The organism is Pseudomonas sp. Kh14 (assembly GCF_900291005.1).
Taxonomy (GTDB): Bacteria; Pseudomonadota; Gammaproteobacteria; order Pseudomonadales; family Pseudomonadaceae; genus Aquipseudomonas; species Aquipseudomonas alloputida.
Genome location: NZ_OLKJ01000004.1, coordinates 173,272 through 196,841, shown reverse-complemented (window position 1 = coordinate 196,841; position 23,570 = coordinate 173,272). Strand labels below are relative to the sequence as shown.

Below are 23,570 nucleotides of genomic sequence, written 5' to 3'. Positions count from 1 at the left end.
GATCCTTAACGGCGGCCGCCGGTCTGCTTGAGGAAGTTGGCGAACAGTTCGTGGCCCTGCTCGGTCAGGATCGACTCAGGGTGGAATTGCACCCCTTCGATATTCAGCGTCTTGTGGCGCAGGCCCATGATCTCATCGACCGAACCGTCAGCATGGGAGGTCCAGGCGGTAACTTCCAGGCAGTCGGGCAAGGTTTCACGCTTTACCACCAGCGAGTGGTAACGGGTCACGGTCAGCGGGTTGTTAAGGCTGGCGAACACGCCCAGGTCGCGGTGATATACCGGGCTGGTCTTGCCGTGCATGACCTGGCGTGCACGTACAACGTCGCCGCCAAAGGCCTGCCCGATTGACTGGTGGCCCAGGCATACGCCGAGGATTGGCAACTTCCCGGCGAAATGCAGGATGGCCTCGATGGACACGCCTGCCTCGCTTGGGGTGCACGGGCCCGGAGATACGACGATGCGCTCAGGGTTGAGGGCCTCAATCTGGGCGATGGTCATTTCGTCATTGCGAATGACCTTGACCTCGGCACCCAGCTCGCCAAGGTACTGAACGACGTTGTAAGTGAATGAGTCGTAATTGTCGATCATCAGTAACATGGTGTTAAACCTCTTGAATCTACTGACTTCATGATTCGAACCTTCCTGCACCAGCCACAGGCGCGGCTTTGCCACAACGGGCGGTAAACGAGAAGGCAAACGGGGGCGGGCCGGGCGGGCCGGCAGGAGATAAAGTCAGGCGCGCCAACGCCAACGGGCGTGGGCCTTGATTACGCGCATCAAGAGTTTGCTGACGATCAACACAGGATAGGTCTCGCTCATACGTCCCGGCACAGTAGCCTACCGGGGCGACGGGCGCAATATGCCTGTAAACACGGGGAAACGAATGGACTTGGGAGCGAAGCACGACGATTTGCTAAGGTCGATGGGCTTGTTCTGATAAAAACAAAGAAAAGGATGTTCCCTGATGCGAAAAGCCCCGTTATTGCGCTTTACCCTCGCTTCACTGGCCCTGGCCTGCAGCCAGGCGTTGGCCGGCCCTTCGCCCTATTCAACCCTGATCGTGTTTGGCGACAGCCTCGCCGATGCCGGGCAGTTTCCCGATCTTGGTGGCGGTACCCCAGGCGCGCGTTTCACCAACCGTGACGCCGACGGCAACTTCGCCCCGGTGTCGCCGATGATCCTCGGTGGCCGCCTGGGCGTCGCGCCAGGCGAGCTTAACCCGTCGACATCCGTAGGCATCCAGCCCGATGGTAATAACTGGGCAGTCGGCGGGTACACCACCCAGCAGATCCTGGACTCGATCACGACAACGTCCGAGACCGTCATCCCACCAGGAAACCCCAATGCCGGGCAGGTGCTGCGCGAGCGCCCCGGCTACCTGGCCAACGGCCTGCGCGCCGACCCCAATGCCTTGTACTACCTGACAGGCGGCGGTAACGACTTCCTCCAGGGCCTGGTTAATAGCCCAGCCGACGCCGTAGCCGCCGGCGCCCGCCTGGCTGCCAGCGCCCAAGCGCTTCAGCAAGGAGGTGCGCGCTACATCATGGTCTGGCTGCTACCTGACCTCGGCCAAACGCCCAATTTCAGCGGCACGCCCCAGCAAAATCCACTGTCACTGCTCTCCGCTGCGTTCAACCAGTCATTGATCAGCCAGCTAGGGCAGATCGATGCCCAGATCATTCCACTGAACATCCCTGTGCTGTTGAGCGAGGCGCTTGCCAGCCCCAGTCAGTTCGGCCTGGCCAGCGACCAGAACCTGGTCGGCACCTGCTACAGCGGCGATAGCTGCGTGGAAAACCCGGTGTACGGGATCAACGGCACAACGCCAGACCCGACCAAACTGCTGTTCAACGACTCGGTACACCCGACCATCGCGGGTCAGCAGCTGATTGCCGATTACGCCTACTCGATCCTCGCAGCCCCCTGGGAACTGACCCTGCTACCGGAAATGGCCCACGCCAGCCTGCGGGCTCATCAGGATGAGTTACGCAATCAGTGGCAGACGCCTTGGCAAGCAGTTGGCCAATGGCAAGCCTTTGTCGCCAGCGGCGTTCAGGACCTGGACTTCGACGGCCAGCGCAGCGCGGCCAGCGGTGACGGCCGCGGCTACAACCTGACCGTGGGCGGCAGCTATCGCCTGAACGACGCCTGGCGCCTGGGCCTGGCCGGCGGTGCGTACCGGCAGAAGCTGGAAGCTGGCGAACAGGATTCGGACTACAAACTGAACAGCTATATGGCCAGCGCCTTTGCCCAGTACCGTCAGGACCGCTGGTGGGCCGACGCGGCGCTGACCGCCGGGCACCTGGACTACAGCGACCTCAAGCGTACCTTCGCCCTGGGCGTGAATGATCGCAGTGAGAAGGGCGACACCGACGGCGAAGCCTGGGCATTGTCCGGGCGGCTGGGCTACAACCTGGCGGCCGACACCAGCAACTGGCAGTTGGCACCTTTCATCAGTGCCGACTATGCGCGGGTGAAGGTGGATGGTTACGACGAGAAGAGCGGACGCTCGACGGCGCTTGGCTTCGATGACCAGGAGCGCACGTCACGCCGCCTGGGCGTGGGGCTGCTGGGCAGTGTGCAGGTACTGCCAAGTACCCGGCTTTTTGCCGAGGTGGCGCAGGAGCATGAGTTCGAGGACGACGAGCAGGATGTGACGATGCACCTGACCAGCTTGCCGGCGAATGACTTCACCCTGACCGGGTATACGCCGCACAGCGACCTGACCCGGGCGAGCGTGGGTGTGAGCCATGAACTGTTGGCAGGGGTGCATTTGCGCGGGAACTACAACTGGCGCAAGAGTGATGAGTTGACGCAGCAGGGCGTTAGCGTGGGGGTTAGTGTGGACTTCTAAATTGCCGGGGGCCGCTTTGCGGCCCATTCGCGGGTAAACCCGCTCCTACGACGGCCTCGTATGCCTGAGGCTTGCGCAACCCTTGTAGGAGCGGGTTTACCCGCGAATGGGCTGCGCAGCAGCCCCAATCAATTTATCTGGCGGAAGTCTGCTCGGCCAACGCCACCGCACGGAACATCGCCCGGCGCTTGTTGATGGTTTCTTCCCATTCCAGCGCCGGCACCGAGTCGGCAACGATGCCGCCACCGGCCTGCACATGCAGCTCGCCATCCTTGATCACTGCAGTACGAATGGCAATTGCGGTATCCATGTTGCCGTTCCAGGCAAAATAGCCGACGGCACCGCCGTAAACCCCACGCTTGACCGGCTCCAGCTCGTCGATAATCTCCATCGCCCGGATCTTGGGCGCACCCGACAAGGTACCCGCCGGCAGAATCGCCCGCAGTGCATCCATCGCCGTCAGGCCTTCACGCAGCTGGCCGGTAACGTTGGAAACAATGTGCATCACGTTGGAGTAACGCTCGATCACCATCTTCTCGGTCAGGCGCACACTGCCGGTCGAAGACACACGGCCGACATCGTTGCGGCCCAGATCGATCAGCATCAGGTGTTCGGCAATTTCCTTGTCGTCCGACAGCAGGTCGTCTTCCAGCGCACGATCGGCCTCTTCGGTCGCACCACGCGGGCGGGTTCCGGCAATCGGGCGCACGGTGACCAGGTTGTCCTCGACACGTACCAGCACTTCGGGCGAGCTGCCGACCACATGGAAGTCACCGAAGTTGAAGAAGTACATGTATGGCGTCGGGTTGAAGCAACGTAGCGCGCGGTACAGATCGATAGGCGCAGCCGTGAAGTCGATCGACATGCGCTGCGACGGCACCACCTGCATACAGTCCCCGGCCAGGATGTATTCCTTGATACGACCGACGGCGCTTTCGTAATCCTCGCGGGTGTAGCTGGAGCGGAACGCTGGCTCGGCCGCCTGCGGGCCACTCAGGTCCAGGCCGCGGCGCGGGGTGATTGGCTGGCGCAAGGTTTCCAGCAAGCCTTGCAGGCGTGCCTGGCCCTGTTCGAAGGCCTGATCTTCAGCTGGGTCGACCAACACGATGGCGTGCATCTTGCCCGCCAGGTTGTCGAACACCACCACCGCGTCGGACACCATCAGCAGGATATCCGGTACGCCCAGCGGGTCTGGGTTGGGGCTGGCGCCCAGGCGCTTTTCTACATAGCGCACGCAGTCATAGCCAAAGTAACCGACCAGGCCGCCATTGAAACGCGGCAGGCCGGGGATATCGGCAACTTTGTAGCGGTCCTTGAAGGTTTCAACGAATGCCAGCGGGTCTTCGACATCGCAGCTTTCCACCTCGACCCCATCGTGCAGGATGCTGACATGGTAGCCATGCACACGCATCACGGTGCGCGATGGCAAGCCGATCATCGAGTAACGGCCCCACTTCTCCCCGCCCTGCACCGATTCGAGCAGGTACGAGTTGGGCTGGTCAGCCAGTTTCAGGTAGATCGACAGCGGCGTGTCGAAGTCGGCCAAGGTTTCACAGGCCAAGGGAATACGGTTGTAGCCGGCAGCAGCCAGGCGCAGGAATTCTTCGCGGTTCATGAGTAGTCTCGTGGCAAGCAGCAATAGGTCAGGCAAACGGACGGGCCGGCACACGCCGGCAGGCTGAAGTCAGGCGCGCCAACGCCAACGGGCCAAGGCCTTGATGACTTTCATCCAGAATTTGCCAGTAACCGCCACGGTGGACTCTCTGTCTTGTGAGGCTTGAAGGTCCGCCAACGTTATCCCAGTGGCCGGGTCTGCGCAACCGGGCAGCAATGCGCGCAGATCGTCGATTACCAGGCTGGGGGATTCGTCGTCGATCGGCCGGCCATGGTTATAGCCGTAGGTCAGGCCCACGCATTGCACGCCAGCCGCCTTCGCCGCCTGCACGTCACTGCGCGAATCACCGACAAACAGGGACTGCTGCGGGGTAACACCGGCCATCTGCATGACGAACAGCAACGCCGCCGGGTCAGGCTTTTTCTGCGGCAGGGTGTCGCCACCAATGATCCAGCGGAAGAAATTACCGATCTTCATCTGGTCCAGCAGCGGACCGACAAAGCGCTCAGGCTTGTTGGTAATCAGCGCCATCTCCACACCCTGCTTGCGCAGCCAGCGCAGGGTGTCGCGCACGCCGGGGTAGACCACGGTAAGTTCATGGCTTTCGGCATAAGCGTCCATGAACAACGCCAGCGCCTGTTCTGCCAGCGCATCGTCCACATCGGCATGGTCGATGCCGCCCGCCAACGCGCGGCGCACCAGCACCTGGGCGCCGTTGCCAACCCAGTGGCGCACGGCCTCAAGGCCTGCAGGCGGGCGCCCCAGTTCGAGCAGCATGCGGTCCACAGCGGCGGCCAGGTCAGGCACGGAATCGATCAGGGTACCGTCCAGATCGAACATCACCAGCCTTGGCAGCGTTCCGGGGAACAGCTGCTCGAAGCCACTCATGGGCGGGCCAGGGCCAGTTCGGCGCGCATCTTGGCGATCACTTCCTGGTAGTCCGGGGCGTTGAAGATCGCCGAGCCGGCCACGAAGGTGTCGGCGCCAGCGGCAGCGATCTCGCGGATGTTGTTGACGTTCACGCCACCATCGATCTCCAGACGGATATCACGGCCACTGGCGTCGATCAGCGCACGCGCTTCGCGCAGTTTGTCGAGGGTGCCGGGGATGAACTTCTGCCCGCCGAAGCCTGGGTTGACGCTCATCAGCAGCACCATGTCGATCTTGTCCATCACATACTTCAGGGCGTCCAGGCTGGTGGCCGGGTTGAACACCAGGCCGGCCTTGCAACCACCATCCTTGATCAGCTGAAGCGAACGGTCGATGTGCTGCGTGGCTTCAGGGTGGAAGGTGATGTAGGTGGCACCCGCTTCGATAAAGTCACCAATGATGCGGTCAACCGGGCTGACCATCAGGTGCACGTCGATCGGCGCAGTAACGCCGTACTTGCGCAGAGCGGTGCAAACCATCGGACCGATGGTCAGGTTGGGGACATAGTGATTGTCCATGACATCGAAGTGGACGATGTCTGCACCCGCAGCCAATACCTTGTCGACGTCCTCACCCAGGCGGGCAAAATCGGCAGAGAGAATGGAGGGGGCAATAGCGTAGGGCTGCATGGCGCACCTGTTGGCAGAGTCACGGTGGCGCGCATTGTAACTCAGGGAAAGCGATGAAGGCTGATTGGTATCAATTGCTGTCGACCAGCGCAACCTGTGCGGGCCTCTTCGCAGCTTTAGCCGCGAAGAGGCCCGCACAGGCAAACCATCATCAGGCCGGCTGCTGGGTCCTCAGCTTCTCACTACGCCCACGCAACCATTCCAGGGTCAACAGCAACACCACCGAGAACGCAATCAACAAGGTCGCCGCCGCGGCAATGGTCGGGCTCAGGTTCTCGCGAATACCGCTGAACATCTGCCGCGGCAGGGTTGCCTGCTCCGGCCCTGCGAGGAACAGCGTCACCACCACCTCGTCAAACGAGGTGGCAAAGGCAAACAGTGCTCCCGAGATGACGCCGGGTGCGATCAGCGGCAGGGTTACCCGGCGGAAAGCCAGCAGAGGCGAAGCTCCCAGGCTGGCCGCCGCACGCACCAGATTGTAGTTGAACCCCTGCAGCGTCGCCGACACGGTAATGATGACGAACGGCACACCCAGTACCGCATGCACCAGAATCAGCGAGGTGAAACTGTTGCCCATGCCCAGAGGGGCGAAGAACAGGTAACTGGCCACCCCGATGATCACTACCGGCACCACCATGGGCGATATCACCAGCGCCATCACCAGCGACTTGCCGGGGAAATCGCCACGGGTCAGGCCGATGGCCGCCAAAGTGCCGAACACCATGGCCAGCACCGTGGCCGCTGGGGCAACGATGATGCTGTTTTTCAACGCCCGCATCCATTCGGCCGAGCCGAAGAAGTCCTGATACCACTGCAGCGAGAAGCCCTGCAGCGGGTACACCAGGAAGCTGCCACTGTTGAACGACAGCGGCACGATCACCAGCACTGGCAAGATCAGGAACAGCAGGATCAAGCCACAGAGAATGCGCAGGCTGTAGAACCAGACCCGTTCCACGGGCGACATGTATGGGCTCAGCATGACAGGCTCCTCAGCTCAGGCGCAGACGACTGGCACCGACCAGCCAGCTATAGATCAGGTACAACAGCACGGTCGCCAGCAGCAACAGCCCGCCCAGTGCGGTGGCCATGCCCCAGTTGATGCTGGTGTTGGTGTAGAAGGCGACAAAGTAGCTGACCATCTGGTCGTTGGGGCTACCCAGCAGCGCCGGGGTGATGTAGTAACCGATGGCCAGGATGAACACCAGCAGGCAACCGGCGCCAACACCGGCGTAAGTCTGCGGGAAGTACACCCGCCAGAAACTGGCGAACGGGTGGCAGCCCAACGAGATCGCCGCGCGCATGTAGCTCGGGGAAATACCCTTCATCACGCTGTACAGCGGCAGGATCATGAACGGCAGCAGGATGTGCACCATCGAGATGTAGACGCCTGTGCGGTTGAACACCAGCTCCAGCGGCTGGTCGATGATGCCCATGGCCATCAGCGCGCTGTTGATCAGCCCGCCCGACTGCAGCAGCACGATCCAGGCCGCCACCCGCACCAGGATCGATGTCCAGAAAGGCAACAGCACCAGAATCATCAGCAGGTTGCTCTGCCGGGTCGGCAGGTTGGCCAACAAGTAGGCCAGTGGGTAGGCCAGTACCAGGCAGATAGTGGTAATCACCACCCCCATCCACAGGGTACGGACAAAAATGTCCAGGTAAATGGCCTGGTCCGGGGTGGCCTTGGCCAGCTCACCAAGGTCATCGATGCGATGGTCCACCGAGGCCAGCAGGTAGAAAGAAGTCACCGAACTGGTATTGCGGCGTATCGCCTGCCAATAAGCCGGGTCGCCCCAACGCTCGTCGACAGCCTGCAATGCCTCTTTATAAGAGGCAGGCTCAGCCTTGAAGGGCAGTGCACGGGCAGTTTTGGTCAACAAGCTGCGGTAACCGGCCAGTTCCATGTTCAAGCGTTTGGAAAGGTCACCAAGGGTCTGGTTCTTGCGCGACTCGGCCAAATCCTGGCTCAGCGCCTTGTAAACGTCCTCGCCTGGCAGGCTCTTGCCATCCCACTGGCTGATGATTTCCACCGTGCGCGGCAGGCCGCCGACCACTTCAGGGTTGCCGACGCTCTTGTACAGCAGCGCCGCAATCGGCACCAGGAACACCAGCAGAAGAAACAGCGCCAGCGGCGCGATCAACGCCTGCGCCTTCCAGCGGTTGACCCGCTCGGCGTGTTTGAGGCGCTGCTTGAGACTTGGACCTGCGCCTTCGTTGAGGGGCACTGCAATGGCCATGGCGAACTCCGCAATACAGGCTGAATTGGGGGCCGCTTTACGGCCCCACACACTGGACGTTTACTTCTTCGCCGCCCAGGCGTTGAAGCGTTGCTCCAGCTGCTCGCTGTTGTCGGCCCAGAACGTCACGTCGATCTGCACCTGGTTGGCAATGTTCTCAGGCGTGGTCGGCATGTCTTTCTTCACTTCGTCCGACAGCAGGCTCACGGCCTTGGAGTTGGCCGGGCCATAGGCGATGTTTTCGGAGTAGATCTTCTGCTGCTCGGGCTTGACGCTGTAGGCGATGAACTTCTTCGCCTCTTCGACGTTTTTGGCGCCTTTAGGAATTGCCCATGCATCGAAGTCGTAGATGCCGCCGTTCCACACCACCTTGAGGTTGCTCTCTTTCTGCACAGCGGCAATACGGCCGTTGTAGGCAGAGCTCATGACCACGTCGCCAGAGGCCAGGAACTGCGGTGGCTGTGCACCCGCTTCCCACCACTGGATGCTGGGCTTGAGTTCGTCGAGTTTCTTGAAGGCGCGGTCCTGGCCTTCCTTGGTTGCCAGCACTTTGTAGACGTCCTTTGGCGCAACACCGTCGGCCATCAGTGCAAATTCCATCGTGTACTTGGCGCCCTTGCGCAGGCCGCGCTTGCCCGGGAACTGCTTGGTGTCCCAGAAATCGGCCCAGCTGGTGGGGGCGGTCTTGAGCTTGTCGGCGTTGTAGGCCATGACCGTGGACCAGACGAAGAAGCCCACACCGCAAGGCTGAATGGCACCAGGCACGTAGTCTTCCTCGTTGCCGAACAGGGCCGGGTCGAGCTCTTCGAACATGCCTTCGTCGCAACCGCGCGCCAGCTCTGGCGACTCAACCTCTACCAGGTTCCACGACACACTCTTGGTGTCGACCATTGCCTTGACCTTGGCCATTTCGCCGTTGTACTCACCCGCGACAATCTTGCCATTACCCGCTTTTTCCCAGGGTTCGTAGAACGCTTTGACCTGGGCAGCCTTGTTGGCGCCGCCGAACGAAATCACGGTGAGGTCTGCGGCCATGGCCTGGCCAGCGGTGAACAGCCCTAAAGCCAGGGCGGTCAGTTTCAACTGCTTGCGCATTATTATTCTCTCCACAGTACAGGGTTGGTGAAGCAATCCATCAATGGGCTTCGGCAATCGGATCGAGCGCGCGGGCGTGCTCCACCTCCCAGCCCAGCGGTACCACATCGCCCACGGCCAACGCCGGGTCGAGCTCGGCAATAGGCTGCTTCACGAAGAAGTCGCCTTTGCCGCAAACCTCCAGGCGCACCCGCACGTGGTCGCCCAGGTAAATGAATTCGGCCACCCGGCCAGAGAACCGGTTCACGCAGCTTTCACTGTGGCCGTTCAGGCGCACGCGCTCCGGGCGTATCGACAGGGTCACCGGCTCGCCGGCCTGGCCGACATTCACCGCCAGCGCCTCGACCCGCTCGCCGCGAGGCAACTGCACCTGGCAACGTTTGCCATCGCTGGCCAGCAGGGTGCCGCTGATGCGGTTGTTCTCGCCGATGAAGTTGGCGACGAAGGTGTTGCAGGGCTCTTCGTACAGCGTGCGCGGGTCGGCGATCTGCTGGATTTCGCCCTGGTGGAACACCGCCACGCGGTCGGACATGGTCAGCGCTTCGCCCTGGTCGTGGGTCACGTACACCACGGTCACACCAAGACGCTGGTGAATGTGCTTGATCTCCATCTGCATGTGTTCGCGCAGCTGCTTGTCCAGCGCGCCAAGTGGCTCGTCCATCAGCACCAGCTGAGGCTCGAACACCAATGCCCGGGCCAGCGCCACCCGCTGCTGCTGGCCACCGGACAACTGGCCGGGGTAGCGTTTGGCGAAAGCGTCGAGCTGCACCATGTTCAGCACACGTTTGACCCGCTCGCTGATGTCGGTCTTGCTCAGGTTGCGCACGGTCAGCGGAAAGGCCAGGTTCTCGGCCACTGTCATGTGCGGAAACAGCGCGTAGTTCTGGAACACCATGCCGATATCACGCTTGTGCGGCGGCACGTTGTTGATCGAGCGCCCGCCAAGCTGGATTTCACCGGCGGTGGGCGTTTCGAAGCCCGCCAGCATCATCAGGCTGGTGGTCTTGCCCGAGCCGGACGGGCCAAGCAGGGTGAGGAACTCGCCCTTGCGGATATCCAGGTTGAGGTCTTTGACGATCAGCGACTCGCCGTCGTAGCTCTTCTGCACACCACGGAAGCTGACCAGCGTTTCGCCGGTTGCAGCGTTCGACTTCGCCTCGCTCATGCCTGCACCTTCTTGTTGGATGACTGCGTAGGCAAAAGAGTAGAAGAGACGCAAGCGCCCGAAAATCGGGGGTACTGAGAGAATGCCATCATCCGGATGGAAGATTTGTTGTAAGGATCGCCCTACAAGGATGGCGGGATTGGAATGCCCTTGCGAGCCAACCACGAAACCTGTGGGAGCGGGCATGCCCGCGAAGAGGCCGGCTCAGCCATAGAGATCAGCAGGCCAGGCCCGTTCGCGGGCATGCCCGCTCCCACAGAGGCTTCGGGAAGTTTCGGGCACCCGTATGTCGCAATCAGATCAGCTTGTGCTCCATGGCGTACTTCACCAGCTCCGCCAGCGAGTTCACTTTCAGCTTCTGCATCAGGCGCGCCTTGTGGGTGCTGATGGTCTTGCTCGACAGCGCCAACTGCTGGGCGATGTCGTTGACGTTGGCGCCCTGGGCCAGGCGCTCGAACACCGAAAACTCCCGCTCCGAGAGCAGTGTGTGCAACGGCCGGGATTCGGTGAGGCCTACTTCGAACACCATGCGGTCGGCCAGCGACGGGTCGATATAACGCCCGCCACCTGCCACCCGACGAATAGCTGTCAACAACAGCGCCGGGTCACTGTCTTTGGTGGCATAGCCCGCCGCACCGGCCTTCAGCGCCCGCGCCGCCATCTGTGCCTCATCGTGCATCGACAACATCAGGATCGCTGGAGCATCGTGCAACGCACGGATACGCGGGATCGCCTCCAGGCCGTTCACACCCGGCATCGAGATGTCCAGCAGTACCACCTCGCACGGTGTGTGGCGCAGAGTTTCGAGCAACTGCTCGCCATTACCGGCCTCCCCCGCCACTTGCATGTCCTTGGCCAGGCCAATCAACTGCTTGATGCCTTCACGGACAATGGTGTGGTCTTCGGCCACCAGTACTCGAATCACGATTGCTCTCCTACTCCAACGGAATGGCCACGCTCAGGCTGGTGCCTTCGCCCGGCTCGCTTTCCAGCGTCATGCTCCCCCCCAGCATCAGCACCCGCTCGCGCACACCCACCAGGCCAAACGAGGTGGGCCGGGTCTGCTCGCGGCAAAAGCCTTGGCCATCATCACTGACCGTCATGCGCAACTGTCCGCCCTCACGTACCAGCTCAATCTCTACGCTGTGCGCCTGGGCGTGACGCATCACATTGGTCAGCGCCTCCTGGAGGATACGAAACAGCCCGGTGGCCTTGGCATCACTCAATGCTGGCAGATTATCGGGTACTTGCACCAGACAGGGGATTTGCGTACGTGCCTCGAAACGCCGCGCCTGCCATTCGATGGCCGAGGCAATGCCGGCATCAAGGATCGGCGGACGCAAGGCAGTGGCGACATCGCGCACCAACTGGAACAACTGGGCGATCAGGCGCTTCATGCTTGCCAGGCGATCATTCAGGCCAGGGTCCAGCTCGGCATAGGCCAGCTCGCACATCGACACTTCCAGCTTGAGCACGGTCAGCATCTGCCCCAGTTCATCATGCACTTCCCGGGCGATACGGGCTTTTTCCTCTTCACGCACGCTCTCCAGGTGGGCCGAGAGTTCGCGCAACTGCTCCTGGGACTTCGCCAGCGCCAGCTCGGCCCGCTTGCCCTGTGTGATGTCCCAGACTACACCGTCCCACACCACCTGGCCGTTGCCCAGATGCCGGGCGCTGGCCTTGATATCGGCCCAGCGCTGTTCGCCCTGCCGGGTGAGGATGCGCCCCTGCCAGGACCAGTCCTGGTCGCTGGCCAGGGCCAGGTCCTGCACCCTGTGATAATCAGCACGGTCCTCTGGGTGCACCAGGTTGCGCAGGCCCATCTGCGGGTGCTGGATCTCGCTGGGTGCATAACCTACCAAAGCCTCGCTACCCTCACTGATATAGGGGAACTCCAGATCGCCCTCGGCCGGGTCACGTTCCAGGCGAAACACCAACCCTGGTACGTTGCCAGCAATGCCCTTGAGCCGCGCCTCGCTTTCGCGAAGGGCCGCCAGGGCACGGTGGCGTTCGGTGACATCGGCGAGGTAGACCACCAGATATTCGGAATCACGAAAGCGCAGAAAGCTCAGCGACAGCTCCACGGGTAGCAAGCTTTGATCAGCCCGCCGGCATTGCGTCTCAAACTGACCGACACCCCCCGCCCCTGTCCGCGCCCCCTTCCACAGCTCCAGCCAACGGTCCATGTTCAGGCTCGGCTCGAAGTCGCTCAGCGGCCGCTCCAGCAACGCCCCTTCGCTGTAGCCCAACATGCGCTCGGCGGCATGGTTGGCGTAACGCACATGGCTGTCCCAGTTGACCCAGAGGATACCCACGGTGCTCTGATCGATGGCGAACTGGCTCAGGCGCAACGCCTCTTCGCGCACCTGGCGCTCAACAAGGCTTTCCCGCGCGGCCAGCAGGCTGCGCTCCAACTGGCGCTGCTGACGGCGTTGCCACACCAGCGTGGCCAAGGCACACAACAGCAACAGACCGAACAGCAAGGCCATGTTCTGCCAGAAGCCAGGCGACTCGCTCAGGCGTGGGTATTTCGGCTGCAACCAACGCTGATGCAGTTGTTCCAGCTCCTTGGCCGGCAGTGCCTGCAGGCCACGCTCAAGTACATCGGCCAGCAGCGGCCAGTCGCGCCGCGAACCGATACGCAGCAGCTGCGGCAGGCCAATATCGCCGACTACCGCCAGCTCACTGAACTCGCTCTCGCGCGACAGGCGGCTGAGCTGCGCTTCATCCAGCACGGCGAAACTGGCCTGGCCACCTACCACCAGTTGCAAGGCCTCACGATCGTCGGGCACCCCCTGCAGGTTGAGGTTGCCGTAGTTGCTGCGCAGGTAATCCGCCAGCGGGCTGGGCATGCGCACCGCCACGCGTTGCTCGGCTTCGAGCTTTTCCAGCTCCACGGCCATGGCCCCGGTGCGCGGCCCCACCACCAGCTGTGGCACGCGCATGTACGGGTCGCTGAATAGCCACAGGCGCAGGCTGGCCGGCGTCTGGGTAAGGCCAGGGGCGAAGTCGATTTCGCCGCTCTGCAGGGCATGTTCCAAACTGGCCTGGTCACTGAAGTTACGCCAGGTGAGGTCCAGCCGCAGCGTCTGCGCCAGGCTGTTCACCAGCTCCACATTGGCTCCATACAGTTGCTGCAGACGCCGGTCGAACTGGGCGTAGGGTGCCTGCAACACCAGGCCGACACGCAGGCTACGGTGGGTGTCCAGCCACTGCTGCTGGTCAGGCTCCAGCACCACAGTTGGCAGCGCCTCGGGCTTGGCCCAGGCAATCAAGGGCAGCCACAAGCAGCCGATAACCAACAGGCGACGCACTCGCTTCATCTATACGCTCGACTTGGCAAAGACGGCCATGCAGCATGGCCGTCACGGGCAAATACTATTAGGCTGCCGGTTTCATTCTGGCCTTGGGTTGACTCATGTCCACACTTTATCGCACGACGCTGGCAATGTGCTGCCTGGCCTCGGTCCTTCCACTAGGCGCCCTGGCCGCCGATGCCGAAAAACCACCTGCAAATACCATGGCACCTGCTGCCGAGGCACCACGCCCACCCTTGCTGGAACGCAGCCAGGAGGATGCACTGGCGCTGGAACGGCTGCTGCCCAAGGCTGAGCAGCAGACCCTGCAGGCCGGTGCCGACAGCTTCCTGGCCCTGTGGAAGCCGGCCAACGACAACGATCCGCAAGGGGCGGTGATCATTGTCCCTGGTGCAGGCGAAACGGCCGACTGGCCAAATGCAGTCGGCCCACTGCGGCAAAAATTCCCTGATATCGGCTGGCACAGCCTGAGCGTCAGCCTGCCCGACCTGCTCGCAGACAGCCCGCAAGCGAGGGTCGAAGCCACACCACCGGCAGCGCCTGCGCCAGACAAAGGCGAAAGCGCACCGGTCAAGGACGTTCCGGCCGATGCCAACGCCAACGTGGCCCAAGCCACCGCAGCCGATGCCGACACAGCAGAAAGCACCGATGCCGAACAAGCCAGCGAGCAGGCCGACCCGGCAGATGCCGAACGCATCTTCGCCCGCCTGGATGCCGCCGTGGCGTTCGCCCAGCAACACAATACCCGCAGCATCGTACTGATCGGCCATGGTAGCGGTGCATATTGGGCGGCGCGCTACCTGAGCGAGAAGCAGCCACCACAGGTACAAAAACTGGTGATGGTCGCTGCGCAGACCCCTGCACGGGTTGAGCAGGACCTGGAAAGCCTGGCCCCAACCTTGAAGGTACCCACGGCCGATATCTACTACGCCACCCGCAGCGCTGACCGCAACGCAGCCCAGCAACGGCTGCAGGCCAGCAAGCGGCAGAAGGATAGCCAGTACCGACAATTGTCATTGATTGCCATGCCAGCAAACAAAGCGGCGGAACAAGAGCAATTGTTCCGCCGGGTGCGGGGGTGGATGAGCCCTCAGGGCTGATTCGTCTTGATCCTTGTGGCGGGGCGTCAAAGGCCGCGCCGCTTGCGGATCATGGCATAGGCCTGGTGCAACTCACGGGTACGCGCGGTTGCTTCACGCACCTGCGCCTCGCTGGCACCGGTACCTGCCAGCTTGTCCGGGTGATGCCGGCTGACAAGCCGACGATACGCCTGCTTGACCTTATCGGTGTCGGTGTCTGCGTCCACCGCCAGCAAGCGCAACGCTGCCGCGTAGGTCATGGGCACGCTTTCTGCCCCCGTGGCCTTGCGCGGCTCGTACTCCAGGGACATGGCCTGCACCTGGCGTCGACTCATGCCCAGCTTCTGCCCCCAGTCCAGCAGCAACTCACGCTCCTTGTTGCCCATCTTGCCGTCAGCCCAGACCATGCGCCAACAGGCCCGCAAGGTACCTTCCGCCGCGTGGGGCTGCTGACTGATGCGCCGCAGGTGCCCGCCAAGCCGGTCCTTGCCCGCCTTGCCACGGTTGAACGCATTGATGGCGCGCAACCGGGCTGCCTCGGCCAGGTCCAGGCGCACCATCTCCTGACGCGCCTGCTGGATATGCTGCTCGGCTACCCGGCCATCGCACTTGGCCAGGCGCCCGAGCATCACGAACAACAACTCGTCGTCGCGTAATGCGGGGCGCCCACCCAGGCGTTCGCGCATGTCTTCCCAGCCTTGCAAGCGCAGCCGGCGGTCAATGGCCTGCCCAAGCAACGCACCGAGCAAGGCACCCGGTATGCTCGCAACGGCAAAGCCGGCACCCACACCTATCACCGTGCCTGGCCACCACATGTCAGGCGCGCTCGCCAATCAGAGACTCAGCCTCGGCCAGGCGTTCAAGCGTGCCAACATCCACCCAGTGCCCACGGTAGTGTTCGCCAGATACCTTGCCGGCCGCCATCGCCTGGCGCAGCAACGGTGCCAGTTTGAAGGCACCCGCCTGGCAACCTTCGAACAGCGCCGGGTGCAGCACAGAAATGCCGCTGAAGGTCAGCGTGCCGGGCGCGTCATCGCCGTCAACGACCTGCTCGCCCACCAGGCGGAAGTCACCGCGGCCGTGATGGCCAGGGTTGTCGACCAGTACCAGGTGAGCCAGGCCTTGCAGGGGAGCCTGCAAACGCGCGAAGTCGTAGTCGGTCCACACATCGCCATTCACCAGCAGGAACGGCGCATCACCCAACAAAGGCAGGGCCTTGAAGATGCCGCCACCGGTTTCCAGCGGTTCACCTTCAGGTGAATAGCGGATGCTCAGGCCGAAGCGGCTACCGTCGCCCAAATGGTCTTCGATCTGCTGGCCAAGCCAGGCATGGTTGATCACCACTTCGGTCACGCCCGCTGCCGCCAGGCCGCGTAGGTGGTACTCGATCAGCGGCTGGCCGGCGACCGGGACCAACGGTTTTGGGGTGTGCAGGGTCAGCGGGCGCATGCGCTCGCCCTTCCCCGCAGCCAGGATCATGGCCTTCATGCACGCGCTCCGGCCTGCAACTCGGCAATCAGCTCACCCAGCTCCGCCAATTCGGGCCGGCGACCGATCACTTCATTTATATAGGCGAAGAAACGCGGCACGTCGCCCAGGTAACGCGGCTTACCGTCGCGGTGGCAGATACGGGCGAAGATGCCGATCACCTTCAGGTGCCGCTGCACGCCCATCAGGTCACTGGCGCGGTGGAAGGCTTCGAACTCGGCGTGCACCGGGATCCCGGCCGCCTGCGCCTGCTGCCAGTAGTCGCTCAGCCAACCTTCGACCCGCGCCTGCGGCCAGCTGACAAAGGCGTCCTTGAACAGGCAGGTAATGTCGTAGGTGACCGGGCCGTATACCGCATCCTGAAAGTCCAGCACACCAGGGTTGGGGGTGCTCTGCATCAGGTTGCGCGGCATGTAGTCACGGTGTACCAGCACCTTGGGTTGCGCCAGGGCGCTGTCGATCAGCAACTGGCTGACGCGCTGCCAGGTGGCCTTCTGTGCATCGGTGAGGCTCAGGCCCAGCTCACGCCCCACGTACCATTCGGGGAACAGTTCCACTTCACGGCGCAGCAGGGCGTCGTCGTAGCTGGGCAGCGGCGCGTCCATCGGCAAACGCTGGAACTTCAGAAGGGCATCGATGGCGTCGGCGAACAGGCCATCGGCGTTGTCGGCATTGATGATGTCAAGGTATGTCTGAGTGCCCAGATCCCCAAGCAGCAAAAAGCCACGTTCCAGGTCCTGGGCGTGGATCAGCGGCACATGTACGTCAGCGCTGGCCAGCAGGTGGTCGATGGCGACGAACGGTCGGCAGTTCTCCTGCGGGGGGGGCGCATCCATGATCACGAAACTGTGGCCAGCGCCCTGCCAGCGGAAATAGCGGCGGAAGCTGGCGTCGCTGCTGGCAGCGGTCAAGCTGCCTGCAGGCACCTCGCCCCAGGCGTTGTCACGGAAAAGATCATTGAGCTGCTCATCGAGCCAGACCGTCAGTTGTTGCAGGCGTACATCGTGTTCAGGCATTGCAAGGGTCTCCGACGGCCCTAGCCGTCAAGCGGGTCATGCTTTATTATCCAGCATCTTTTTCAGACCATCGAGAGGCGTGCGGCCCCACACGCGGGCAGATGGCACGCAGGAAGCCCGGACTAATAAGATGGCATTGAAATCCCCCGCGTTTCGTAGAAAGTTTCCGTTGCTGGTAACCGGCGGTCTGCTGGCCCTGCAACCTCTGGCCACCTCATACGTAGTGGCAGCCGAACAGTTCGACTGCCAAGTGTCCGCCGCCGGTGGTTGGGACTGCAAGCCCAAAACCCCAGTCAACAACTTGCCACCGCGCCCGGTGCACGAAGGTGCAGCCGTCAGCTCCGGTACCGAAGCGGCGGGCGAAGCCGAAACTGCGGACCGGCCCATGCTGGTTACCGAGGCCAAGGGCCGTGGTCTGAAGTCGCGCAGCGAAGACTACAGCCACCTGGACTGGGTTCCGCGTGAAAAGCTCACCGCCGCGCAACTGGCTGAAACCGGCCCGTACTGCGGTGGCGCGTATATCGAGCCAACCCGCCCGGGCATGGCCGACACCACGCCGAAGGACGAGTCGCCAACCTACATCAATGCCAAGGTATCCAAGTACCAGCAGGAGCAGCAGATCGCTACCCTCGCCGGTGACGTGGTGATGCGCCAGGGCAGCATGCAGGCCGAAGCCGACGAGGCCAACCTCTACCAGGCCGAAAACCGTGGCGAGCTCAAGGGCAACGTCAAGATCCGTGACAACGGTTCGCTGGTGGTCGGTGACGAGGCCCAGATCCAGCTCGACACTGGCGAAGCCCAGGTCGACAACGCCGAATACGTGATGCACAAGTCGCACATCCGCGGCAGTGCCCTGTACGCCAAGCGTGGCGAAAACGCCATCATCCGCCTCAAGGACGGTACGTACACCACCTGCGAACCGGGCAGCAACGCCTGGCAGCTGAAGGGCAACAACATCACCCTGAACCCGGCCACCGGTTTCGGTACTGCGACCAACGTTACGCTTCGGGTCAAGGATTTCCCGGTGTTCTATACACCGTACATCTACTTCCCGATTGACGACCGTCGCCAGTCCGGCTTCCTGCCGCCGTCGTTCAGCACCAGCAGCGACACCGGCTTCATGCTGGTCACGCCGTACTATTTCAACCTGGCGCCCAACTACGACGCCACGTTGTACCCGCGTTACATGGCCAAGCGCGGCCTGCTGATGGAAGGCGAGTTCCGCTACCTGACACCTTCCAGCGAAGGGCAGTTCGGCGGCGCCTACCTGAACGACAAGAACGACGACCGCAAAGATCAGACGGATTACAAAGATCAGCGCTGGATGGTCAACTGGCAGCACAAGGGTGGCCTGGACGAACGCCTGATGACCGAGGTGGACTACACCGACATCAGCGACCCGTTCTACTTCCAGGACCTGGAGTCCGACCAGATTGGCGTGGAAAGCCGCGACCTGCTGAACCAGCAGGGTGCGTTGACCTACCGAGGCGACAGCTACACCGCGCGGTTGAATGTGCATGCCTACGAGATGGCGACCATCTCGCAGATCACGCCGTATGATCGCCTGCCGCAGCTGACCCTGAACGGTACGCTGCCGTTCCAGCCTGGCGGTTTGAACCTTGGGTACGAGACTGAAGCTGTTCGTTTTGATCGTGATCTGAAGGACGATTTCGTTCTGGACGAAGATGGCAATCCAGACGCCAGCGCCGGCGTACCCGGTCGTCGTCTTGACGAAAACATCTTCGGTGTAGCGCGTGCCAACGGTACCCGCCTGAACGTCGCCCCGTCCATCAGCCTGCCGATGGAGGCCAGCTACGGCTACATCACGCCGAAGCTGAAGTACATGTATACCCATTACGACCTTGACCTGGATAGCAAGGGCAAGAGCGACATTGCTGGCGCGAACGCAGACACACTGGACGTGTTCGGCGACTACAAAAGCAACCTGAACCGCGATATCCCGATTTTCAGCGTCGACAGCGGCCTGTATTTCGATCGCAACACCTCGTTGTTCGGCACCAACTACCGCCAGACCCTCGAACCGCGCATGTTCTACCTCTATGTCCCGTACAAGGACCAGATGGACATCCCGCTGTTCGACACGGGTGAAACCCTGTTCAGCTACGACTCGCTGTTCCGTGACAACCGTTTCAGTGGTACCGACCGCATCGGCGACGAGAACAAGCTGTCGCTGGGCGTGACCACCCGCTGGATCGAGGAGAACGGCTTCGAGCGTCAGAACTTCAGCATCGGCCAGGCCTACTACTTCAAGGACCGCAAGGTCCAGCTGCCAGGCATCGACTACCGCACCCGCAAGGACGCGCAGTCCGATGTATCGCCATACGCCCTGGTGTACAACTACTACTTCAACCGCGACTGGCGCTTCAATTCGGACTTCAACTGGGACCCGGACAGCCGCAGCACCCGCTCGGGCAGCGCGATGTTCCACTACCAGCCTGAAGACAACCCGAACAAGATCGTCAACCTCGGTTATCGCTACCGTAACGACACCATTGCCTACGACTCGACCACGGGTACCTGGAAAGTGGGCGGCGGTGACTATGGCACCCCGGGCGATCCGAACTACATCAAGGATTACTACAAGATCCAGCAGCACGACTTCTCGGTCATCTGGCCGATCGTGCCGCAGTGGAACGTAATCGCTCGCTGGCAGCATGACTACAACCGCAACCGCACCCTGGAAGCCATGGGTGGTTTCGAATACGACAACTGCTGCTGGAAGCTGCGCCTGATCAACCGTTACTGGATCGACTACGACGATTTCAGCCAGGCCCTTCCACAGAACGAAAAAGGCGACCACGGTGTCTTCCTTCAGATCGTCCTGAAAGGCCTCGGCGGCGTAGTTGGCAACAAGGTCGAGTCTTTCCTCGACCAAGGCATTCAAGGTTACCGTGAACGTGAAGACCAAGCTTATTGATCGTCTGCGCCCAGTGTTGCTGGGCGTCGCTTTGCTGAGTGGCGCGGTGCATGCCGCGGTGCAACCTCTTGATCGCGTGGTGGCTATCGTCGACAACGACGTGGTCATGCAAAGCCAGCTGGACCAGCGTGTCCATGAAGTCCAGCAAACCATCGCCAAGCGCGGCGGCGGCGTGCCGCCGACCAGCGCCCTGGAACAGCAGGTCCTGGAACGCCTGATCGTCGAGAACCTGCAGCTGCAGATCGGCGAGCGCTCTGGCATCCGCATCACCGACGAAGAGCTGAACCAGGCCATTGGCACCATTGCCCAGCGCAATGGCATGTCGCTGGACCAGTTCCGCGCGGCGCTGGCCCGTGACGGCCTGTCGTTCGAGGACGCTCGCGAGCAGGTCAAGCGCGAGATGATCATCAGCCGCGTGCGCCAACGCCGCGTTGCCGAACGCATTCAGGTGTCCGAGCAGGAAGTGAAGAACTTCCTGGCCTCAGACCTGGGCAAGATGCAGATGTCGGAAGAGTACCGCCTGGCCAACATCCTCATCCCGACTCCGGAAGCCGCCAACTCGGACGATATCCAGAAGGCTGCGCGCAAGGTCGGTGACGTGTACCAGCAACTGCGCCAGGGTGCTGACTTCGGCCAGATGGCGATTGCCAACTCGGCCAGCGAAAACGCCCTGGAAGGCGGCGAGATGGGCTGGCGTAAAGCCGGTCAGCTGCCACCCGACTTCGCCAAGATGCTCAGCAGCATGCCGGTGGGCGAAATTACCCAGCCTATTCGCATCCCCAACGGCTTCATCATCCTCAAGCTCGAGGAGAAGCGCGGCGGCAGCGAGAACGTGCTGCGTGACGAAGTGCATGTACGCCACATCCTGATCAAGCCAAGCGAGATCCGCAGCGAGGCGGCCACCCAGCAGCTGGCCGAGCGCCTGTACGATCGGATCAAGAACGGCGAAGACTTCGGCGAACTGGCCAAGAGCTTCTCGGAAGACCCGGGGTCGGCACTCAACGGCGGCGACCTCAACTGGGTCGACCCGAACAGCCTGGTACCGGAGTTCCGTGAACAGATGGCCAATGCCCAGCAAGGCGTAGTGACCAAACCGTTCAAGACCCAGTACGGCTGGCACGTTCTGGAAGTGCTGGGCCGCCGCGCCACCGATAGCACCGAGCAGGCTCGCGAACAGCAGGCCCTGGGCGTACTGCGCAACCGCAAGTACGACGAAGAGCTGCAAACCTGGCTGCGCCAGATCCGCGACGAAGCCTACGTTGAAATCAAGCTGCCTGGCGCTGACCAGGCCGCCCAGTGAAGCCCCTGCGCTTCGCCGTCACCCCCGGCGAGCCGGCCGGCATAGGCCCCGACCTGTGCCTGCTGCTCGCCGCAGACGCCCAGCCCCACCCCCTGATCGCCATCACCAGCCGTGACCTGCTCGCCGAGCGGGCCACGCAGCTGGGGCTGGCCGTCAGCCTGCTGCCGGTAGCCCCGGGCCAATGGCCTGACCTCCCGGCACCTGCAGGTAGCCTGTACGTCTGGGATACCCCCTTGGCGGCCCCGGTGGTGCCAGGCCAGCTCGACAAGGCCAACGCAGCGTTCGTGCTGGAAACCCTGACCCGCGCTGGCCAAGGTTGCCTGGACGGCCACTTCGCCGGGATGATCACGGCCCCGGTGCACAAGGGTGTGATCAACGAAAGCGGTATCGCCTTTTCCGGGCATACCGAATTCCTTGCCGAACTGACCCGCACCGCACAAGTGGTAATGATGCTGGCCACCCGCGGCCTGCGCGTGGCCCTGGTGACCACGCACTTGCCACTGCGTGATGTTGCCGACGCTATTACTGCAGAGCGCGTCGAACGTGTAACCCGTATCCTGCATGCCGACATGCGCGACAAGTTTGGCATTGCCAACCCGCGTATCCTCGTGTGCGGCCTCAACCCGCACGCGGGCGAGGGCGGCCACCTGGGCCGCGAAGAAATCGACATCATCGAGCCGACCCTGGCCCGCCTGCGCACCGAAGGCATGGACCTGCGCGGGCCGCTGCCGGCCGATACCCTGTTTACCCCCAAATATCTGGAGCACTGCGATGCGGTGCTGGCGATGTACCACGACCAGGGCCTTCCCGTACTCAAGTACAAAGGCTTCGGCGCTGCAGTGAACGTGACCCTGGGCCTGCCAATCATCCGCACGTCGGTTGACCACGGCACCGCCCTGGACCTGGCCGGCACTGGCAAAATCGACACCGGCAGCCTGCGCGTCGCACTGGAAACCGCCTACCAGATGGCCGAGAACCGACCATGAACGAGCAATACCAACACCGGGCGCGCAAGCGCTTCGGCCAGAACTTCCTGCACGACGCCGGTATCATCGACCGCATCCTGCGTGCCATCAACGCCAAGGCCGGCGAACACCTGCTGGAAATCGGCCCGGGCCAGGGCGCCCTGACCGAAGGCCTGCTGGGCAGTGGCGCACAGCTGGACGTGGTGGAACTGGACAAAGACCTGGTGCCGATCCTGCAGCACAAGTTCGCCGATCGCAGCAACTTCCGCCTGCATCAGGGCGACGCCCTGAAGTTCGACTTCAACCAGCTGGGCGTGCCGCCGCGCAGCCTCAAGGTGGTTGGCAACCTGCCCTACAACATCTCCACCCCGCTGATCTTCCACCTGCTCAGCCACGCCGGGCTGATCCGCGACATGCATTTCATGCTGCAGAAGGAAGTGGTCGAGCGCATGGCCGCCGGCCCTGGCGGCGGTGACTGGGGGCGCTTGTCGATCATGGTGCAGTACCACTGCCGCGTGGAGCACCTGTTCAATGTCGGCCCTGGAGCCTTCAACCCACCCCCGAAAGTGGATTCGGCAATCGTCCGCCTGGTGCCGCACGAAGTGCTGCCGTTCCCGGCCAAGGACCACCTGCTGCTGGAGCGTGTCGTTCGCGAAGCGTTCAACCAGCGCCGCAAGACCCTGCGCAACACCATGAAAGGCCTGCTGGACAGCGCCGCCATCGAGGCTGCTGGCGTTGATGGCAGCCTGCGCCCTGAACAGCTCGACCTGGCAGCCTTCGTGCGCCTGGCTGACCAACTGGCTGATCAGCAACAAGCCTGATTTAGCCCGTTCCGGCCTCTTCGCGGGCCACAAGGGATCGCACAACCCTCAAATCCTGTGCGACCCCTTGTAGGAGCGGGTTTACCCGCGAAGAGGCCGGTACAGGTAACACCCCCCCC

The 23,570-nt window shown here is 62.4% G+C and carries 19 protein-coding genes; 6 read left to right on the top strand and 13 right to left on the bottom strand.

The features are described from left to right. Positions 1–5 precede the first annotated feature (5 nt). Entirely contained in the window at positions 6–599 is a 594-nt protein-coding gene (locus FQ668_RS01400; RefSeq protein ID WP_003255531.1) for an aminodeoxychorismate/anthranilate synthase component II, read from the bottom strand. Between the two features lie 367 nt (positions 600–966). Between FQ668_RS01400 and estP the strand changes: the two genes are divergently transcribed. Further along, positions 967–2,856, top strand: a complete 1,890-nt coding sequence (gene estP, locus FQ668_RS01395) for an esterase EstP (RefSeq protein ID WP_019436726.1) — start codon at positions 967–969, stop codon at positions 2,854–2,856. A 133-nt stretch (positions 2,857–2,989) separates the two neighbouring features. On the opposite strand, the gene trpE is transcribed toward estP, so the two are convergent. The 9 genes from trpE to FQ668_RS01350 all read right to left on the bottom strand — a co-directional run bounded on the left by trpE (position 2,990) and on the right by FQ668_RS01350 (position 13,850). After that, positions 2,990–4,471 carry an anthranilate synthase component I gene (gene trpE / locus FQ668_RS01390; protein WP_019439218.1) on the bottom strand — a complete coding sequence of 494 codons (1,482 nt, stop codon included), beginning with the start codon at positions 4,469–4,471 and terminating at the stop codon, positions 2,990–2,992. Between the two features lie 69 nt (positions 4,472–4,540). Then, complete coding sequence (locus tag FQ668_RS01385; protein ID WP_014589455.1) at positions 4,541–5,359, bottom strand: phosphoglycolate phosphatase; 819 nt, start codon at positions 5,357–5,359, stop codon at positions 4,541–4,543. Further along, entirely contained in the window at positions 5,356–6,030 is a 675-nt protein-coding gene (gene rpe / locus FQ668_RS01380) for a ribulose-phosphate 3-epimerase (protein WP_003255539.1), read from the bottom strand. Before rpe ends, FQ668_RS01385 begins: the two co-directional genes overlap by 4 nt. Positions 6,031–6,181: 151 nt before the next feature. Beyond that, complete coding sequence (locus FQ668_RS01375) at positions 6,182–7,009, bottom strand: ABC transporter permease (protein ID WP_014589454.1); 828 nt, start codon at positions 7,007–7,009, stop codon at positions 6,182–6,184. 10 nt (positions 7,010–7,019) lie between these two features. Then, entirely contained in the window at positions 7,020–8,267 is a 1,248-nt protein-coding gene (locus tag FQ668_RS01370; RefSeq protein WP_010951751.1) for an ABC transporter permease, read from the bottom strand. 60 nt (positions 8,268–8,327) lie between these two features. Next, a complete protein-coding gene (locus FQ668_RS01365) occupies positions 8,328–9,362 on the bottom strand; it encodes an ABC transporter substrate-binding protein (RefSeq protein WP_019439217.1) in 1,035 nt (344 codons plus the stop codon). 40 nt (positions 9,363–9,402) lie between these two features. Next, positions 9,403–10,527, bottom strand: coding sequence for an ABC transporter ATP-binding protein (locus tag FQ668_RS01360; protein ID WP_003255547.1), 1,125 nt, complete (start codon positions 10,525–10,527; stop codon positions 9,403–9,405). Between the two features lie 295 nt (positions 10,528–10,822). Continuing rightward, positions 10,823–11,455: a response regulator transcription factor gene (locus FQ668_RS01355; RefSeq protein WP_172830947.1), complete on the bottom strand. Its 633-nt coding sequence runs from the start codon at positions 11,453–11,455 to the stop codon at positions 10,823–10,825. Between the two features lie 7 nt (positions 11,456–11,462). Then, positions 11,463–13,850: a transporter substrate-binding domain-containing protein gene (locus FQ668_RS01350; protein ID WP_019439101.1), complete on the bottom strand. Its 2,388-nt coding sequence runs from the start codon at positions 13,848–13,850 to the stop codon at positions 11,463–11,465. Between the two features lie 95 nt (positions 13,851–13,945). On the opposite strand from FQ668_RS01350, the gene FQ668_RS01345 reads away from it, so the two are divergent. After that, on the top strand, positions 13,946–14,944 hold the full coding sequence (locus FQ668_RS01345) for an alpha/beta hydrolase family protein (RefSeq protein ID WP_019439100.1): 999 nt from the start codon (positions 13,946–13,948) through the stop codon (positions 14,942–14,944). Between the two features lie 26 nt (positions 14,945–14,970). On the opposite strand, the gene FQ668_RS01340 is transcribed toward FQ668_RS01345, so the two are convergent. From FQ668_RS01340 to FQ668_RS01330, 3 genes are read right to left on the bottom strand one after another with little or no spacing between them, the layout of a single operon-like run. Next, a complete protein-coding gene (locus FQ668_RS01340; protein WP_010951746.1) occupies positions 14,971–15,738 on the bottom strand; it encodes a TerB family tellurite resistance protein in 768 nt (255 codons plus the stop codon). Position 15,739: 1 nt separating this feature from the next. Beyond that, the gene (murU, locus tag FQ668_RS01335; RefSeq protein WP_019439099.1) at positions 15,740–16,411 is read right to left on the bottom strand and encodes an N-acetylmuramate alpha-1-phosphate uridylyltransferase MurU; all 672 of its coding nucleotides are present in this window, start codon (positions 16,409–16,411) and stop codon (positions 15,740–15,742) included. Next, positions 16,408–17,427, bottom strand: coding sequence for an aminoglycoside phosphotransferase family protein (locus FQ668_RS01330; protein WP_014589448.1), 1,020 nt, complete (start codon positions 17,425–17,427; stop codon positions 16,408–16,410). The genes murU and FQ668_RS01330 overlap by 4 nt, the downstream gene beginning before the upstream one ends. A 130-nt stretch (positions 17,428–17,557) precedes the next feature. On the opposite strand from FQ668_RS01330, the gene FQ668_RS01325 reads away from it, so the two are divergent. Genes FQ668_RS01325 through rsmA form a run of 4 tightly spaced genes read left to right on the top strand, consistent with a single transcriptional unit; the run spans position 17,558 to position 23,451 of the window. Then, positions 17,558–20,365: an LPS-assembly protein LptD gene (locus tag FQ668_RS01325; protein ID WP_014589447.1), complete on the top strand. Its 2,808-nt coding sequence runs from the start codon at positions 17,558–17,560 to the stop codon at positions 20,363–20,365. Next, complete coding sequence (gene surA / locus FQ668_RS01320) at positions 20,340–21,665, top strand: peptidylprolyl isomerase SurA (RefSeq protein WP_019439097.1); 1,326 nt, start codon at positions 20,340–20,342, stop codon at positions 21,663–21,665. The genes FQ668_RS01325 and surA overlap by 26 nt, the downstream gene beginning before the upstream one ends. After that, on the top strand, positions 21,662–22,651 hold the full coding sequence (gene pdxA, locus FQ668_RS01315) for a 4-hydroxythreonine-4-phosphate dehydrogenase PdxA (RefSeq protein WP_014589445.1): 990 nt from the start codon (positions 21,662–21,664) through the stop codon (positions 22,649–22,651). Before surA ends, pdxA begins: the two co-directional genes overlap by 4 nt. Continuing rightward, positions 22,648–23,451 carry a 16S rRNA (adenine(1518)-N(6)/adenine(1519)-N(6))-dimethyltransferase RsmA gene (rsmA, locus tag FQ668_RS01310; RefSeq protein WP_003255558.1) on the top strand — a complete coding sequence of 268 codons (804 nt, stop codon included), beginning with the start codon at positions 22,648–22,650 and terminating at the stop codon, positions 23,449–23,451. Before pdxA ends, rsmA begins: the two co-directional genes overlap by 4 nt. The last annotated feature ends 119 nt before the right edge of the window (positions 23,452–23,570 follow it).